13 protein-coding genes are annotated in these 16,476 nt (G+C 75.7%); 2 read left to right on the top strand and 11 right to left on the bottom strand.

Features of this window, described 5'->3' with window-relative positions; all coding sequences use genetic code 11:
• Window positions 1-145 precede the first annotated feature (145 nt).
• The 5 genes from OHT74_RS09470 to OHT74_RS09450 are packed head-to-tail and all read right to left on the bottom strand — an operon-like array spanning window position 146 to window position 7,677.
• The gene (locus OHT74_RS09470; protein ID WP_328620014.1) at window positions 146-2,446 is read right to left on the bottom strand and encodes a lantibiotic dehydratase; all 2,301 of its coding nucleotides are present in this window, start codon (window positions 2,444-2,446) and stop codon (window positions 146-148) included.
• A gap of 10 nt (window positions 2,447-2,456) precedes the next feature.
• Window positions 2,457-2,738, bottom strand: coding sequence for an acyl carrier protein (locus tag OHT74_RS09465; protein WP_266662555.1), 282 nt, complete (start codon window positions 2,736-2,738; stop codon window positions 2,457-2,459).
• Window positions 2,739-2,798: 60 nt separating this feature from the next.
• Window positions 2,799-3,827, bottom strand: a complete 1,029-nt coding sequence (locus OHT74_RS09460; protein WP_266662554.1) for a threonine ammonia-lyase — start codon at window positions 3,825-3,827, stop codon at window positions 2,799-2,801.
• Entirely contained in the window at window positions 3,824-5,326 is a 1,503-nt protein-coding gene (locus tag OHT74_RS09455; protein WP_328620013.1) for an amino acid adenylation domain-containing protein, read from the bottom strand. Before OHT74_RS09455 ends, OHT74_RS09460 begins: the two co-directional genes overlap by 4 nt.
• Window positions 5,326-7,677 (bottom strand): lantibiotic dehydratase, encoded by a 2,352-nt coding sequence (locus tag OHT74_RS09450; RefSeq protein WP_328620012.1) that lies wholly within the window; start codon window positions 7,675-7,677, stop codon window positions 5,326-5,328. Before OHT74_RS09450 ends, OHT74_RS09455 begins: the two co-directional genes overlap by 1 nt.
• Before the next feature lie 249 nt (window positions 7,678-7,926).
• Here OHT74_RS09450 and OHT74_RS09445 point away from each other — a divergent pair, with 249 nt between their 5' ends.
• Window positions 7,927-8,130, top strand: a complete 204-nt coding sequence (locus OHT74_RS09445) for an MbtH family protein (RefSeq protein WP_266662551.1) — start codon at window positions 7,927-7,929, stop codon at window positions 8,128-8,130.
• A gap of 99 nt (window positions 8,131-8,229) precedes the next feature.
• On the opposite strand, the gene OHT74_RS09440 is transcribed toward OHT74_RS09445, so the two are convergent.
• From OHT74_RS09440 to OHT74_RS09415, 6 genes are all read right to left on the bottom strand, one after another.
• Window positions 8,230-8,892: a hypothetical protein gene (locus OHT74_RS09440; protein ID WP_328620011.1), complete on the bottom strand. Its 663-nt coding sequence runs from the start codon at window positions 8,890-8,892 to the stop codon at window positions 8,230-8,232.
• Between the two features lie 156 nt (window positions 8,893-9,048).
• On the bottom strand, window positions 9,049-10,047 hold the full coding sequence (locus OHT74_RS09435) for an NAD-dependent epimerase/dehydratase family protein (RefSeq protein ID WP_328620010.1): 999 nt from the start codon (window positions 10,045-10,047) through the stop codon (window positions 9,049-9,051).
• The gene (locus OHT74_RS09430) at window positions 10,044-11,483 is read right to left on the bottom strand and encodes a cytochrome P450 (RefSeq protein WP_328620009.1); all 1,440 of its coding nucleotides are present in this window, start codon (window positions 11,481-11,483) and stop codon (window positions 10,044-10,046) included. Before OHT74_RS09430 ends, OHT74_RS09435 begins: the two co-directional genes overlap by 4 nt.
• The gene (locus OHT74_RS09425) at window positions 11,480-13,003 is read right to left on the bottom strand and encodes a class I adenylate-forming enzyme family protein (RefSeq protein ID WP_328620008.1); all 1,524 of its coding nucleotides are present in this window, start codon (window positions 13,001-13,003) and stop codon (window positions 11,480-11,482) included. The genes OHT74_RS09430 and OHT74_RS09425 overlap by 4 nt, the downstream gene beginning before the upstream one ends.
• A complete protein-coding gene (locus OHT74_RS09420; RefSeq protein WP_266662546.1) occupies window positions 13,003-13,749 on the bottom strand; it encodes a glycosyltransferase family 2 protein in 747 nt (248 codons plus the stop codon). Before OHT74_RS09420 ends, OHT74_RS09425 begins: the two co-directional genes overlap by 1 nt.
• Entirely contained in the window at window positions 13,746-14,768 is a 1,023-nt protein-coding gene (locus OHT74_RS09415; RefSeq protein ID WP_328620007.1) for a 3-oxoacyl-ACP synthase III family protein, read from the bottom strand. The genes OHT74_RS09420 and OHT74_RS09415 overlap by 4 nt, the downstream gene beginning before the upstream one ends.
• Before the next feature lie 201 nt (window positions 14,769-14,969).
• Between OHT74_RS09415 and OHT74_RS09410 the strand changes: the two genes are divergently transcribed.
• Complete coding sequence (locus OHT74_RS09410) at window positions 14,970-16,466, top strand: hypothetical protein (protein ID WP_328620006.1); 1,497 nt, start codon at window positions 14,970-14,972, stop codon at window positions 16,464-16,466.
• Window positions 16,467-16,476: the final 10 nt, after the last annotated feature.

Here is a 16,476-nt window from a genome sequence, read left to right as displayed (position 1 = left end):
AGATCCGTCAGTAGGGAAGAAGACGCAGCCGCGCACGCAGCCGCCGGGGGGTAAAAAGCGCAACGGCGGCACCGCACGGTGTTGGTCTGCCGTGCGGTGCCGCCGTCGTACGCGTCGCTCCACCTGTGCGGCCGGGCCGCTGCGGTCAGCCCTCGTCCACCGCCACGAAGCGCAGCTCGGAGGTGTACGCCTCGCCCTGGTCGTCGGTCAGCCAGGCCTGTTCGGGGCTCGGCAGCATCTCGGTGAACACGGCCCGGCCCTCGGGCTCCTTGCGGGCCATCCTGCGGACCGCCTTGGCCAGGATGTTGACGTACACCGGGCTGTCGAAGTCCACGTAGAACGGCCGGGTCTCGGTCGGCAGCACCACGAACACGAACCGCGGCAGCTCACGCCGCTCCCGCCACTGCCGGGCCCGTACGAACCGGCGCGCCTCGTCCTTCTCCTCCGCGAAGTCCATGTCCGACGGGGGCAGCCGCCAGGTCTCGCGGGCCACGACGAGGCGGTCCACCGTGACCCGGGGGGAGTGGTCGGCCGCGTCCGGCAGGATCTGGAACAGGTCCATCGCCAGGGTGGTCAGCACGTGCGAGAACACGTCCACGGCGGGGAACTCGGACCCGTCGGGCAGCACCACCGCCAGCTCGCCGTCCGTCCGTTCGGTCACCGCCACGTCGGCGCTGAGCACCGTACGGGGCCGGCCCGGATCGGCGGTGAAGTCGACGAGGGCGACGTAGTAGTCCTCGGGGCGGACCAGGACCTGCCGGGTCCGCGCGGAGAGCCGGGAGCGGTGCTCCTTGGGCAGCAGCGGCAACAGCCGGGGACCGGGGTGGTCCCGGCCGGTCAGGGCGAGCAGCTCTCCGGCGTCCGGGTGCTGGTTGACGAACAGCGAGGAGCCCAGGGTGTTGGCGGCGACGTGCAGTTCGCCGAGGACCAGCTCGAAGTCGCCCCGGGCGAGGGCCTGTTCCCCGGACGCGGCGATCATGATGTCGGGGCTGAGGTACCGGGCGGCGGTCCAGCCGCCGCCCGGGCCGCCGAACTGCTCGGCGACGGGCCCCGCGACGGCCTCCAGCGGCAGCCTGACGCGGCGGGTGCCCGGCGGGGGCGCCAGGATCGCGTCCCAGCGCCGGCGGAACTCCTGCTGGAGCCCGGCGGACTCCGCCCGGGCGGCGCCGTGCAGGATCGGCATGCAGGCGAACCAGAACGCGGCCAGGTCGACCGGCCCCTGCCCGGCCAGCCGGCGGTACACCTCCCGCGCCCGCGCCATCACCGCGTCGGCGAGCCGGGCGGTGAGCCAGCCGGCGCTGGTCAGCAGCGGGTCCAGCGGGGCGAGGGCCTCGTGCACGGTCCGCCCGAGGGCGGCGGTCGCCGCCCGCCGGCAGTCGGAGTACACCAGGGCCCGGCAGGGAGCCGTACCGGCCGCCTTCTCGCGTACGGCGGCGGTCTCGCTCAGCGAGACGAACTCGCCCTCCAGCTCCGTCAGTGCGGCCACCAGGGCCTCGGGCCCTGCCGCCTCGCCCACCCGGTCCCGGCCCCGCTCCAGGGCGTCCAGGGCGGCCAGGCCGGGTGCGCGCAGCTCCGCGTCCCCGACCCGGTCCAGCCAGGCCCGCAGATGGCGCTCGGGGCGGGCGTCGGCGGGCACCTCCAGCTTCCACACCACCCACCGGCGGGCGACCAGGTCGGCCAGGACCGCGGACACGTCCACGCCCGGCAGCGCGGCGCGGATCTCCCGCGCGGGGCGTACGCCGTCGCAGAGTGCGAGCACTGCGCGCCCCTCCTCGCCGAGGGCCTGGCGCGGGCGGCCCGGCACCGTCACGTCCATCCCGGACTGGCGGACGAACGGCACGCGCCGGGGCGCCACCCACTCCCGCAGCTCCGGGCCGGTGTCGATCCGCGCGGCCAGGGCGTCGATCGCCCAGCTGGCGAAGTACACCTCCGAACCGGCGATCAGGCCGGTGCCGGGGGCGCCGGCGTCGACGCGGACGCCCTCCGCGGACAGGTCCCAGCGGCCCCAGCCGACGGGGCCGAAGAACCCGATGGTGTCGTTCTTGACGCAGAACCGCTGCCAGTAGTGGGCGACCAGTTCCTCGCGCTGGCGGGGCATGCTGGTACGGCCCGCCGCGGTCGGCGTCCAGTTCAGGAAGGGTGTGATCCCGGAGCCGAGGACCGGGCGGTTCTGCCAGGCCACCGCCTCCCGGAAGGCGGGCATCCGGGCGATCTCCTGGAGCGTGTGCGCCACTTCCACCTGGGCGTCGGCGAACAGCGCGGTGAACTCCCCCCACCGCTCGCCGGCCAGGGCGGCCGGGCCCTCGGCGGGCTCGAACTTGTCGGCGGCCGCGGCCAGCCCGTCCGGGGCCAGCCGCAGCACGCCCCCGGCCGGAAAACCCGCCCCGCGCAAGGCGAATTGGTCCCACAGCCGCCAGCGGCCGCCGGGCACGTAGGTATCGGTCATGGCCGGCTCCTCATGCCTGGACGAAGTCGGCGTGGACGACGTCGGCGAGGTCCGCGGGCGAGGGGTAGGCGAAGACCAGGGCCACCGGGACCTCTGCCCCGAGTGCCTCCTCGAGCCGTGCGGTGATCCGGAACGCGGTCAGCGAATCGCCGCCCCATTCGTAGAAGTCGCTCTGCTCGTCGAGGTCGGCCACCCCCAGGGTCTCGCGGTAGATGGAGACGACCAGCTCGGTCAGGGCGGCGCCGGTCAGCTGCGTGGTCAGGTTCGCGGTCTCGTTCGCGGTCATGGTCATGAGTTCTCCTCGAGGAGCGGACGTACGGGTGGCGTGTGTGGCGTGTGTGGTGCGTGTGGTTCAGGTGGTGCAGTGGGTACGGGAAGGGGTGGCGGCCGCGGCGGCCGCCGTCAGGGCCGCCGAGGTGTTGCCGCCGGAGACGACGGCGACGGCGCGGCCGGTCCCGCGACCCGCGCGCATCGCCCCGGCCAGCGCGACGGCGCCGGACGGCTCGGCCTCGATCCCGCGCCGCCGCAGCAGCGCGGCCGCGGCGAGGATCTCCGCGTCGGACACGGTGACCAGGTCGTCGACCCGGTCCCGGATGACCGGATAGGGCACCGCCCCCGGCTGCTGGCCGCGCAGCCCGTCGGCGACGGTGTCACCGGGCGCCAGCCGTACGGGGTGCCCCGCGGCCAGGGACCGGGCGTAGCGGGGAGTGCCGGCGGGCTCGACGCCCACCACCCGTACCGGATGCCCGTACGCGGCGAGGCACACCCCCGCGAGCAGTCCGCCCCCGCCGGTCGGCACGTACACGGTCTCGGCGTCGGGCGCCTCGGCGAGGATCTCCAGGCCGACCGTGCCCTGCCCGGCGACCACCAGTTCGTGGTCCGAGGAGGGCACGAGGACCGCGCCCGTCTCCTCGGCCAGCGCGTGCGCCCGGGCGTCGCGCTCCGCGACGCCGCCCGGCACGCCGACCGTCCGCCCGCCGAGCGCCCGGATCAGGGCGATCTTGGCGGGGTGCGCCCCGCCGGCCAGCACCACGGTCACCTCGGCGCCCAGGGCGGCCGCCAGCCGGGCCAGCGCGATGCCGTGATTGCCCGAGGAGCCGGTGACGATCCGCCGGGCCCCCAGCGCCAGGACCGCGTTGGCGGCCCCGCGCAGCTTGAACGACCCGCCGTACTGGAGGTGTTCGGCCTTCAGCAGCAGCCGCCGGCCCGTCCGGTGGCGGTCGGGCGCGGGCGGCCCCGGCAGCAGCGGGGTACGCCGGACATGGCCGGCGATCCGCGCGGCGGCGGCCTCCACATCGGCCGGGCCGAGCGGGACGTGCACGGCGCCGGCCGGTCCGCCGGACGCGACGGGTGCGGCGGGCGCCGCGGGTGCGGTGGTCATGACCGGCCTCCTGTCTGCGAGAGGGCACGGCGGTCGGCCTTCCCGCCACGGGTGGTGGGCAGCTCCGCCAGCCGCACGAACCGGCGCGGCATCAGGTGCGGGGGCAGGCCGGCGGCCAGGTGCGCGCGCAGCGCGGCGTCGGTGGTGCCCGCCAGGTCCCCCGTGACGTGGGCGACGAGGAACACCCGCCCCTGCGCGTCGGTCTCGCTGGTGACGACCGCCCCGGTGACCCCGGCGTGGGACAGCAGAGCCCCCTCGACCTCGGCAGGGTCGACGCGGTACCCGCGGATCTTCACCTGCCGGTCGCCTCGGCCCAGGTACTCCAGCCCGTCGGGACCCGTCCGGGCCAGGTCGCCGGTCCGGTACAGCCGCGCACCCGGCGGACCGAACGGGTCCGGTACGAAGCACTCGGCCGTACGGGCGGGCCGCCCGCGGTAGCCGCGGGCCACACCCGCCCCGCCGATGTAGACCTCCCCGGCGTCCCCGTCGGGCACCGGGGACATCCCGGCGTCCAGGAGCCGTACGACCACGCCGTCGATCGGGGTGCCGACGGTGTCGGTCAGGACGTCCGGCCGGGCCGGCACGGCGTACCGGGTCGAGGTCATCGTGCACTCGGTCGGGCCGTACTGGTTGACCAGGTCCCCCCGGACCAGCGGCCGCCCCCCGGCCGCCAGGAACGGCCGCAGCGACTCGCCGCTGGAGACCACCAGGCGGACCCCGGCGAGGAGCCGGGCCCCGTTCGGCTGCCCGGCCAGGAACGACAGGAACGACGGGGTCGTGCTCAGCATCGCGGTCACGCCGTGCTCCCGGACCACGGCGCCGAACTCCTCGGGCCGCAGCAGCGCCGAGCGCGGCACCACCACCAGCCGCCCGCCCGCCAGCAGCGGGGCGAAGGTGTCCCGCAGGGACGCGTCGTAGCCGAGCGGGGCGAGCTGGAGGGCCACGGTGTCGGGCCCCAGCCCGTAGTCGCGGGCGATGAAGCGCAGGTACGAGTCCAGCCCGCGGTGCTCGACCAGGACGGCGCTGGGCTCCCCGGTGCTCCCGGAGGTGTGGCTGACGTACGCGAGCGAGCGCTCGCCGAGCGGCCGGCCCGGTCCGTCCGCGCCGACCGCGCTCCCGGGCCGGTCCAGCAGGACGGGCGGCCCCGGGATCGGCAGGTCGAGCCCGCCCGCCAGGGCCGAGGTGGTCACCAGCAGCTCCGCGCCGCCGCTGCGGGCCAGCGCCGCCAGCCGGGCCGGCGGCTGCTCCGGGTCCAGGCCGAGGAACGCCGCGCCGCAGCGCACCACGGCCGCCGGCGCCACCACGGCGTCCACACCGCGCTCCACGGCCACCGCGCACACCGTCTCCGGGCGGGCGCCGCGGGCCCGCAGCACCGCCGCCAGGGCGTCGATGCGGGCGGTGAGCTCCGCGTACGTCACCTCGCCGGCGGGGGTGGTGACCGCGACCCGGTCCGGGGCGAGGGAGGCGTGCCCGGCGATGTCGTCGACGAAGGTCCGCATCACGCACTCCCGTCCGCGGGCCGCGCGACGCCGGTGACGGCCTGCTCGACGACCGTCCGGTCGACGGCCACGAAGCGCAGTTCCGAGGTGAACGTGTCGCCCTGGTCGTCGGTCAGCCAGGCCTGCTCCGGGGTCGGCAGCATCTCGCTGATCTTCAGCTTGGCCCCGGGGTCCTTGCGGGCCAGCCGGCGCGCGGCCTTCGCGAGGATGGTCAGGTACACCGGGCTGTCGAAGTCCACGTAAAACGGCCGGGGTTCGGTCGGCGAGACCACGAACACGAACCGGGGCAGGTCGTGTTCCTCGCGCCAGTGCCGGGCCCGTACATACCGCCTGGCCTCGGACTTCTCTTCGGCGAAGGCCAGTTCGGACGCCGGGAAGGCCCAGGTCTCGCGCGCCACCACCATCTTGTCGATGCTGATCCGCGGCGTGTGGTCGCCCTCGGGGCGCAGCGTGAACCGGTCCATGACGCGCTGCGTCAGGGTGTTCGCGTACACGTCGAGCAGGTCGAACGCGGCCCCGTCGGGCAAAATCGCCATCAGCCGGCCGTCCCGGTCCTCCACCGCGACGTCGCCGCACAGGACGGTGCGCGGGCGGTGCGGGTCGCCGGTGTCGTCGACCAGCGAGACGTAGTAGTCCTGCGGCCGGTCCAGCGAAGGCCTGCTGCGCGTCGACCACTTCAGCGGCAGCTCCTTGGGCAGCATCGGCAGCAGCCGCGGCCCGGGGAAGTCGCGGGTGGTCTCCGCGATCAACTCGTCGCGGTCGGGATGCTGGTGGACGAAGAGCGAGGCGCCCATCGTGTTGAGCGCACTGTGCATCTCGCCCAGCACCATCTCGAAGTCGCCGCGGGCCACGGCGTCCGCGTCATCGGCCAGCAGCAGCACGTCCGGGCTGAAGTAGCGGGCCAGCGACCAGCCCGCGCCGGGCTCCTCGAACTCCGCCCGCACCTGCTCGGCGATGTCCGCCGAGGAGACCCGGACCCGGCGCGCGCCCTCGGGCACGGCCAGGATCCGCGCCCATTTCGCGCGCAGCTCCGCCTGGACGGCGTCGAGGTCCCGGCCCGCCTCCGGGTACGGGGAGGGCAGGCAGCCCAGCCACATCGCCCCCAGGTCCACCGGGCCGGCCTCCCGCAGCCGCTCGTACACCTCGCGGAGCCGGGGCCGGACCCGGTCGGCGAACCGGTTCGTCATCCAGCGCGCCGCGGTCAGGCACTGCGCGAGCGGGGTCAGCTCGTCCAGCAGGGCGGTGCCGAGGGTGGCCGTCGCCGCGCGCCGCGCGTCGGAGTACACGAGCCCCCGGCAGGGCGCGGTCCGCTCGCCCTTGGAGCGCTGGGCGTCGGTGGCGGTCAGCGCCGCGAAGTCCGCCTCCAGGGCGCCGATCGCCGAGGTCAGCGCCTCGGCGTCCAGGCCGGCCGCCTGGACGGCGTCCCGCCCGCGCTCCAGGACGGCCAGCTTCTCCAGGGCCGGCTCCCGCAGGGCCGGATCGCCGATCCGCTCCAGGACGGCCCGCAGCTCCCGCTCCGGGTAGGTGCCGGTCGGCACGTCGAGGCGCCAGTGCACCCACCGCTTGGCCAGCAGCCACTGCACGGTCTCGGCCGCCTCCGCCACCGGGATCCCCAGCGCCTCGGCGATCGCGGCCACGGGCCGGGTCCCGTCGCACAGGTCCAGTACGGCGCGGGCGGTCTCGCCGATGGGCTGCGGCGGCCGGCCCGGCAGATGTACGGACAGGCCCTCGGCCCGTACGAAGGACACCCGGCGCGGGGGTATCCACGCCCGCAGAGCGGGGTCGGCGTTCAGTGACTTGGCCAGGGCGTCGATGGCCCAACTCGCGAAGTAGACCCGCGAGTCGGCGAGGAACCCGCCGGGACCGGGGTCGACGCGCACCCCGTCCGTGGCGAGATCCCAACGCCCCCACCCGACCGGTCCGAAGAACCCGATGGTGTCGTTCTTGACGCAGAACCGCTGCCAGTAGTGGGCGACCAGCTCCTCGCGCTGGCGGGGCATGCTCGTACGACTCGCCGCGGTCGGCGTCCAGTTCAGGAACGGCGCGATGCCGGTGCGCAGCACGGCCGGGTTCTGCCAGGCCACGGCGGCCCGGAAGCGCGGCGAGGCCGCGATGTCCTGGAGCAGCTCGGCGGTGCGGACCGCGCCGGTGTCGAAGGCCCCGGTGAACGCCTCCCAGTCCGGGCCGGCGAGGGTGTCGCCCGGCCCGAACTTGTCGGCGGCCAGGGCGAGTCCGGGCGGAGCCATGCGCAGGACCCCCTCGGCCGGGAAACCCGGACCGCGGAGTGCGAAGTGCTCCCACAACCGCCACCCGCCGGTGGGCAGGTGCACGGTCTCTGGGGTGTCCGACATGGCGGAGCTCCTTCCAGCCTGATGGGGTGGCGTGGCCGGCGGCGCTGTACCTCTCGGACACCACCCTGGCTGCCCCGAACACTGCCGCCGCGCAGGCCGGCGTCACCAGGGAAGGAGCGGCAGCACCGACCGCCGGTCCTTCTGCGCGTTTGTCCCTATGGCGGCCCGGGCCGGGGCGGCACGCTGTGGTCCATTGACGGAAAGGCCGGATGACACCGGATGACCGACTGACTGCGGAGGACCGAAGCGATGACTGACACCGACGAGAGTGGCTACCGGGTCGTGCGCAACGACGAGGAGCAGTACTCCATCTGGCGTGCGGACCGCGAGCTGCCGGCGGGCTGGCACGCCGAGGGCACGACGGGCACGCGGCAGGAATGCCTGGACCACATCGGCACGGTGTGGACGGACATGCGCCCGCTGAGCCTGCGCCGCAGGATGGCGACGGCCTGAACAGGGACCCGAACGGGGGCCTGAACGGGGGCCTGAACGCCGGTCGGCGAGGCTGAGGCGCGGGGGGACCGAGCCCCGCCGACCGGTCCCCTGCGGTCCTCAGCGAGGACTGCGGACCTCGACGCCCAGGGCGCGGACCCGGTCCTGGGCCTGCGGGTGCATCTTCAGCAGCAGGTCCTCGTCGACGACGCCGCTGCGCTGCCAGATGGTGCAGAGCGTCTCCAGCGCCGCCTCGGCGACTTCCGGCTCTTCGTCGGCAGAGGCATTCACCAGGGCTTCCCGTACCGGCCTGGTGCCGAGTCCTGCGACCGCCCGTGCAATCCGGGCCCGGTGCGCGGCAGGGACGGCCCGGTCGGCGAGCGAGTGCAGGACGTCCGCGGTGTCACGGGAATCCTGGCAGGGCAACACCCCCAGCACGTAGACGATCTGCGTGCCCACGATGATCAGGTACTGCAGCGGCATGAGCAGCGCGACCGGCAGCAACGGGGCCAGCGGAAGCACGACCATCCAGCCGCCGCGTATCCGCTCGACACCGCCGGTCGGCGGTTCGTACCGCCGCTGTGCCAGCAGGGTGATCACGAGCATGGTCGCGATCGTGAGGAGGGGCACCCCCACCAGCCCCGTTGCCATCCCCACGGCGAACGTCCCGCCGAAGGAATCCTCGTCCAGGCGGGGCAGCAACGCCGCCGCACCTGCCCACCCCAGACTGGCGGTCAGGACGTAGCGCCGGAGAGAGACGAGCAGCCACTTTCCCGTACTCACTGAGCATCCCCACTTCAGCCGGCTGTTTTCACTCGCCGTGACCCTCCTTGACGGTCACGGCGCAGCGCATGTGAGGGCAAGTCTGACGCGCCGACAGGACATGCCCGCAGGGCGCCCCCGCGAAGTCCCGCTCGGCCGTCGGCGCCTGGACAGCCCTCAGTTGCCGGGGACGGGCCGGCTGCCCGGGGCGAGCGTGGCCAGGTAGTCGTCCAGCGTGCGGTGCGGGGTCCAGCCCTGGGACCGGGCCCGGGTCAGGTCCAGGACCACCGGGTGGGCCAGCTGGTCCACCGCGTAGCGGCTGAGGGCCGGTTCGCCGGCGCGCGCGAGCACCTCCGCCGCGCGGGCCGCCGTACGGGCCACCCCCACCGGGAGGTGGCGGATACGGGCGGCGATGCCGTGCGCGTGCAGGACCCGGCGTACGGCGGCGTCGCGCGCGTAGGGCGCCGCGTCGGCCACGTTGTACGCGCCCGGGGCCCAGCCGTCGGCCGCCGCGAGCGCGGCATCGGCCAGGTTCTCCACAGCCGTCAGGCTGAGCGGGACGTCCGGACCCGGCAGCAGCAGGGTCCCGGACCGGACCCGGGAGAGCAGCCGCGGCAGCAGGGTGCCGTCGCCGGGGCCGTACACGGCCCGCGGCCGCAGCACGACCGCCCCCGCGGCCAGCGCGAGGGCCTCGCCCGCCGCCTTGGTGCGGCCGTACGCGTTCAACTGCCCGGCGCGCGGGTGGTCCTCGCGGACCAGGGCGCGGTCCCGGCGCGGATCGTAGACGCTGGCACTGCTCACCCAGACCACGGGCCGGTCTCCGGCGGCCCGCAGCAGCCGTTCGGTGCCGGTGACGTTGACCGCGTACATCTCCGCCTCGGCGGGGGAGCCGGGAGCCGGGTCGCCGACCGCTGCCGCGCAGTGCACGACGACGTCGACCCCGGCCAGGTCCGGCAGTTCGCGGGCCGCGTCCCAGAACCGGTGCTCCCCGACGGGTCCGGGCCGCCGCCCCAGGCACACCACCTCGGCACTGCGCGCCACGGCGGCCCGCGCCACGTGCCCACCGCAGAACCCGCTCCCCCCGGTCACGGCGACCCGCAGCCCCCCGACCCCCCGGCCGTCACCGGCGGAGCGGTCCGCTCCGGCTGCGGTCCGGCCGGTCCGGTCGGCGTTCATGAGGTGGCCTTCACGGTCAGCAGGCGCCAGCCCGGCAGGGCGGCCCGGCGGTCGACCCGGGCGCGGGTCACCACCGGTCGGTACGGGGCCAGGGCCGCCAGGGTGTCGGCCAGTTGGATGCGGGCCAGGCGGGCGCCGGGGCAGGCGTGCGGGCCGGCGCCGAACACCAGGTGGGCCAGGGCCGGATCGGCCGGGGCGAGGGCGTCCGGGTCGCGGCGGTGTGCCTCCGCAGCATGCCGGGCGACCAGCAGCAGCCGGTCGCCGCTGCGGACCGGGCAGCCGCCGACCGTCCCGTCGGCCGCCGCCACCCGGGGCAGCAGCGGCGAGGCCGCAGTGACCCTCAGCAGCTCGTCGGCCAGCCGGAGCCGCAGCACCGGGTCTGCGGCCTGCTCCCACAGACCGGCGTCGGCGCACCACGCCACCGCCCGCGGCAGCGCGGCCACGGTGGTGTTGACGGCGGCCACCGCCACCATCGCACCGAGCGCATCGCCCCCACCCGCCCGGCTGCCGGGCGGCGAGGCGGCGCGGCCCGGCACCTCGGCGCCGGCTGCCGTTCCGCCCTGAGGGCACCGGGCGGCAGCCCCATCGGCGCCCGGGACGCCGTGGGCCGCCGCGGCATGAGGGCAGCCGGGCACGGGCGTGGGGAGCGGCGTGGCGAGAGGGCGGCTCAGGAGGGACTGGAGCCTGCGCGCCGTGTGGGCGGCAGCCGCCTTCGCGCCCGGGCGGTGCGGGCCCGGCAGATGGGTGCGCACCGACGCGGCCGCGGCGTCGGCGGCGGCCTGTGCCACCTCCACCGGGCCGGCTTCCGCGCCCAGCAGCCGGCAGACCACCGTGCCGGCCAGCTCCCGCGCGAGCGCGACCGCGTCGACCTCGCCGCCCTGTGCGAGCGGCGCCAGCCGGCGGGCGAGCAACGGCTGCCACACCGCGCGCAGTTGTTCCACGCCGGCCGCACCGAGCTCCTGCGCGAGCCCCCGCCGGTCCGCGCGGTGCCCGCTGCCCTCCTGATCGAACAGCACGCCGCCGGCGATGCCGCCCGCCGCAGGGCCGAGCTCCGCCGAGCCCGCGCGCGGGGTGTGTGCCGCGCCATCGGTGGTGCCGGCCGTCGTCCGGCCGGGCTCCGCCGACCCGGTGAGCACCGCGCGTGCCGCGTCGGCCGTCCTGCGGTCGGGCTCCGCCGGACCGGTGGGCGCCGGGCGGTCGGGCTCCGCCGACCCCGCCAGTGCCGTGCGGGCCGCGGCGCCCGTGGTGCCGGGGGCCGTGCGGTTCAGGGGGAGGCGGGTCAGGGCTTCGCGGTAGGCGGACGCGTCGTGGACCAGCAGCGTGCCCCCGAGCCGGCGTACGGGGCGGCCGCGGGTGGCGGCGAGCAGGGCGAACAGCAGCGGGTGGCTGCGTACGTACACCCGGCGGTCGCGCCGCCGGGCCCTGGCCTGGCTCATCGGGTCCCCCTCAGGCGGGCCGCCGCGAGCGCCGCAGCCGCTGCCCTGTCGGGTTTGCGGGAGCGCCCCGCCAGCGGGATCTGCGCGAACATCACGGCGTCGGGGCGGGCGGACCCCATCCGCCCCAGCGGCCCCGCCAACGCGGCGCGCAGCCTCGGCTCGGCGGCCCCGGGCTGCGGCTGTACGAGGGCCACGAGCCGCTCGTCGCCCGCGGACTCGGCGCCGCGGCCCGCCGGGATGCCGACGAGCACGGCCAGCTCCACCCCCGGCACGTGCAGCGCGGGCTCGTACAGGCCCGGGTAGATGTTCTCGGCCCTGCGCAGCACCATGTCCTTGCTCCTGCCCTCGAGGACGATCCGCCCCGCGCCGTCCAGCCGCGCCCGGTCACCCGTACGCACCCACGGCTCGGGCTCCTCGCCCAGGTAGCGGTGCCGGGCCGCGGCCCCCGCCAGCAGCAGCTGACCGTCCCCGTCCGGCTTCGCCGTGACACCGGGCAGCGGGGCCCCGACCAGGTCGCCGGGACCCTCGTAGGCAGCCTTCTCCCGCGCCTCGACCGCGGCGGCCGGGAACAGTTCCGTGAGCGCGTACACGCCCCATGCCTCCTCGGCACCCGCGCCGCGCACCCGGGACAGCAGCTCGGCGCTCGCCGGCGCCGAGCCCGTCCACACCCGCCCCCGGAAGCGCGCCCCCGCGCCCAGGGCGTCCCGCAGCTGCGGCGGGGTCAGATACGTGTCCCGCGGCCGCAGCCGGCGCAGCTGCCGGGCCAGGACCGCCGGGGACCGGGCCGGGAGGGCCACCGGGGCGCCGTGCGTGAGGGAGGGTACGAGCACGAAGAAGGTGCCGCCGAGCACCGGATCGCCCGCCCGGTCCGGATCCGCTGCCCCGAACAGCGCGGAGACGGACGCCATTCCGGCGGCGAGGCTCCCCCGGGTGTGCACCACGGCCCGGGGCCGCGAGGTGGTCCCGGAGGTGAAGACGATCACCGCGTCGGCGTCGGCGTCCCCGTACGCCGGGCGGCGCCCCTGCCCGGGCACCCCGGAGCGCGCCGCTCCGAGGTCCAGCGCGGGTGCGCAGCCGGGCAGCCGGGGCCCCACGGTGGCCACGGGGGCGCCCAGCGAGGCCAGGTCCGGCAGGGCGAGCCGGACCCGGCGGGCCAGCGGGCGGGCCCAGCCCGCGACGGCCTGCGCGGCCGCGTCGGCGAGGACGAGCGAGGGCTCGGCCAGCGCGAGCCGGGCGCGCAGTACGTCGGGCCCCGCGCCGGGGTCGAGCACGGCCCCGCGCAGCCCGAGCCGCCACAGCGCGAGCATGACGGCCAGTGCCCGCGGCCCGGGCCGGACGGCGACCCCGACGGTGTCCCCGGCGCGCAGCCCGTGCGCATGCAGGCCCGCAGCGAACGCGTCGGCCAGCTCGGCGAGTTCGCCGCGCGTGGCGCGGACCCGAGTGGCTCCGGTGCGGGTGGCGGTGAGTACGGCGGCCCGCTCGGGGCGGGCGCGCAGCGCGTGGTCGAGTCGGTCGAGCATCAGCGGGGGTCCGTTCCGTGGGTGCCGCTGCCCTGGTCGAGGTACCAGCGGGCCGTGCCGGCGATCCCGTACGCCTTCAGCCGGCGGGTGGAGTTCTCCACGACCATCCGCCGGCAGTGCGTGATCCGGTCGGTGTGCCGGCGTACGGCGTTGAGGAAGAGCCGATCGGTGGGCGAGGGACGCCGCGGCATCCCGCCGACTGCGAGGTACAGATCGGCGGTGATGGCCATGTTGTTCCCCGCGTGCATGCGGTACGGCGCCTTGAAGCCGCCCCGCCGGGCGGCGTGCTCCGGCCGCAGCCGCCCGAACAGCGCGGCCAGCCGGACCAGCCCCGCGAAACCGGCCCGGCCGAGCGGCCCGTGCTCGTCGCGCCGGGCGGTGATCCGCCCGCACACCAGGCCCGGGCGGGCCGTGAGTGCGGCCCGTGCCGCGGCCGTCCAGCCGGGCCTCGGCAGGCAGTCGGCGTCCGTCCGCGCGAGCAGGGTCGCGCCCCGGCCGATCGCGTACCGGAACCCGGTGTCCACGGCAGAGCCGACCCCCTTCTCCGGCTCCTCGATCACCTCCACCGCGAACGGCGCGACCGCGGCGAACTCCCGTGCGATCGCAGCCGTGTCGTCCGCCGAGGCGTTGTCGACGACCAGCAGGGTGAAGTCCCGGTCGCGCTGGGCCGCGAGCGCGCGCAGGGTGTCGCCGAGGCGGGCCGCCTCCTGATGGGCGGGCACGACGACCCACAGCCGCCCGGTCACGACTTCTCCCAGACCATCGTCATGATGCTGATCCCGCCGCCCAGCCCGACACACAACACCCGTTCCCCCGGTTCCAGTTCCCCGAACACCCGGTCCAACTGCACACCGATGCTCGCGCTCGCGATGTTCCCGAGCTCCGGCACGGTGACCACCAGCTTCCCGGCCGGCACCCCGGTCAGCTCCGCGAACCGCTCCAGGTACGGCACCGTCACCTGGTGCACCAGCACCTTGGCGAAGTCGTCCCAGTCCATCCCCGTACGGTGCAGCGTCCGGTCGATGACCGCGGTGCCCACCTTCTCGAAGACGCCCCGCAGTTCGTGCCCGTCACCGCGGAAGTACGTGTACGCATCCCCGCGCGGGTGCCGCGAACCGCCGCCCGGGATGCCCCCGACCTCCCAGTGCTCGGAATGCGTCTCGGTGTCCACGTCGAGGATCCCGCCGCGCTCCACCGCCTCCACGACGACGGCCGCCCCCGCGTCCCCGAACGTGTACCCGGCGAAGCCCTCGCGCAGCTCCGCGAGGCCGGCCGGCGCGTACTGCACGGCCCGGCTCGGGGTCTCCCCGGTCACGACCAGCACCCGCCGGGCCCGCTCGGCCAGGATCATGGCCCGGGCCAGGTCGATGCCGTTCACGAAGCTGTTGCAGGCGTTGGTGACGTCCAAGGCGTGGGCCCGGGAGCCGAGTTCCGCCTGCACGATGTGCGCGGTCGCAGGCTCGACCATGTCGCGCGACGCCGAGGCGAACACCAGCAGGTCGATGTCCATCGGGGTGAGCCCGCCGGCGGCCAGCGCCCGGCGCGCGGCGCCCACGGCGAGCGTCGAGGCGTACACGCCCTCGCCCGCGACCCGGCGCGAGACGATCCCCGTGGCCTGCGTCAGCAGCCTCGGCGGCAGGACGAGGCCGCTGCGGCGGGCCACCTCCTGCTGGAGGTCCTCCGAGGAGCGGACCTCCTCGGGCAACAGGCTGCCGACGGCGGTTATCCCGGCGCGCGGCGACGGATCACACGACTGAATGAGCATGCCCCCACGATGCGACCCCGCGAGCGGCCGGACCTGAGTACGGATGCTCAGATCGGCCCCACGCGCTGCACACCCGGCATGAGTACGTGCGCCTCCCGCCCCGCCCGGCGTCCCCCGGCTGATCATGCCCAACGGCGGGACAGCCAGGGCCCGTTTCCGTAGGGTGTGCCGAAGACCGAGGGGGACACGGGGGAGGGGCACATGGCAGCACGCCGGTTACCGGCGCTGGCGCAGTACCGCACCGATGCGGTGACCCGCCAACTGTGCGCAGGGGCGCACCTGGACGAGGACTTCGCCCGCGACGTGGACCTGGAACTCACCGCGGACGGGCTGCGCGCCACCGGCCTCTCCCTCGGCATCGACCTGGTGGCGCTGGCCCGCCACGCGCGCGCCGCGGTCCGGCGGATCGACGTACGGGACCGGCGCCTGGCCTGGATCTGCGCCGTCGGCGTATGGGCGGCGCTGCCGCTGCTGCTGTACGCGGCGGCCACCGCCCGGTGGGTGCTCGCGTACGCGGCCGCCGCACTGGTCCTCCTCGCGTACGGCAGCGCCTGGTGGCTCGTCCACCAGGCCGAGAGCCGCTCCCGTACGGCGGCCCTCGCCGTCGAGCACGGCGCGGACCGCCCGGCAGACCTGGCCCCGGCCGTCGAACCGGAGGTGGAGCAGCGGCTGCTGGCGACGAAGCGGGCCAACGTGGTCCCGTACACGGCGAGCGCCGAGCGCACCAACCCCTTCGTCGGCAGCGGCTCCAAGCTCAAGGAGATGGTCTGGCAGCCCATCGACGTCAGCCGCCCCGCCGACGACCCGGCGGGCAACGGCGGCAAGCTGCCCATCAAGCCGTTCGACGCGGTCGACCTGCACACCTATGTGGCCCGCGAGATGGAGAACATCGCCGGCCTCAAGGGCCTCCAGGTCCGCAACAGGCTCTATGTCATAGGGACCAACGTCCCGTACGTGGGGGCGGAACTGCTGCCGGACCGGCTGCGCCGGCCGAGCGCCCAGATCCCCAGGCAACTCGTCCAGGCGGGCCTGATGCAGTCCGGCGCAGGCATGCGCACCTACCTCAGCCTGGTCCGGGCCGGCGAGGGCGGCCGCGCCATCGTCTCCATGCACCTGCGGGCCCGCCTCCACCACCCCAGCCTCACCTGGGAGGTGTCGGCGTACGGCATCCCCCCGCTCCAGGCGCGCTTCGACCGGGTGAACCGGCTGCCGCTGGACGGGCTCGAGCGCTGGTGGAGCCTGGTCTCCTTCGCGACGTCCCGGACCGGGACCGCCCTGCTCAAAGCCTCCTCCCGGCTCATGCAGCGGGCCTCCGAGCAGCGCAGGCGCGCCCGCTCCCTGGAGAAGGTACGGCGCGAGATCGACAAACGGCACGCGCTGTACGACTACGGAGCCGTGGACAGCATCCGTGAGCGTGTCGCGGACTGGGATCAGTTGGGATTCAGCGAGCGCACCGATTCCCAGGACTTCCTGCAGCGGCTCCAGCAGGGTGTGCTGATAGCGACGGAGCGGTTCCTGAAGGACCACAACATCGACACCAGCTCCTACGACCAGGCGCAGCAGGTCATCAACACGCACACCTACACCTTCCAGGGCAGCGTGCAGGCGGGCGTCATCGGCGACAACGGCACGGTCAACCACCACAACGGGCCCGGTGCACAGGCCGGGCACCCCGGACAGGGCCGAGGGACGCCCTGACCGTCACCAC

Source organism: Streptomyces sp. NBC_00354, assembly GCF_036106915.1.
Classification (GTDB): domain Bacteria; phylum Actinomycetota; class Actinomycetes; order Streptomycetales; family Streptomycetaceae; genus Streptomyces.
Note: the sequence above shows the minus strand (reverse complement) of the source record. Positions and strands in the feature narration are given on the sequence as shown.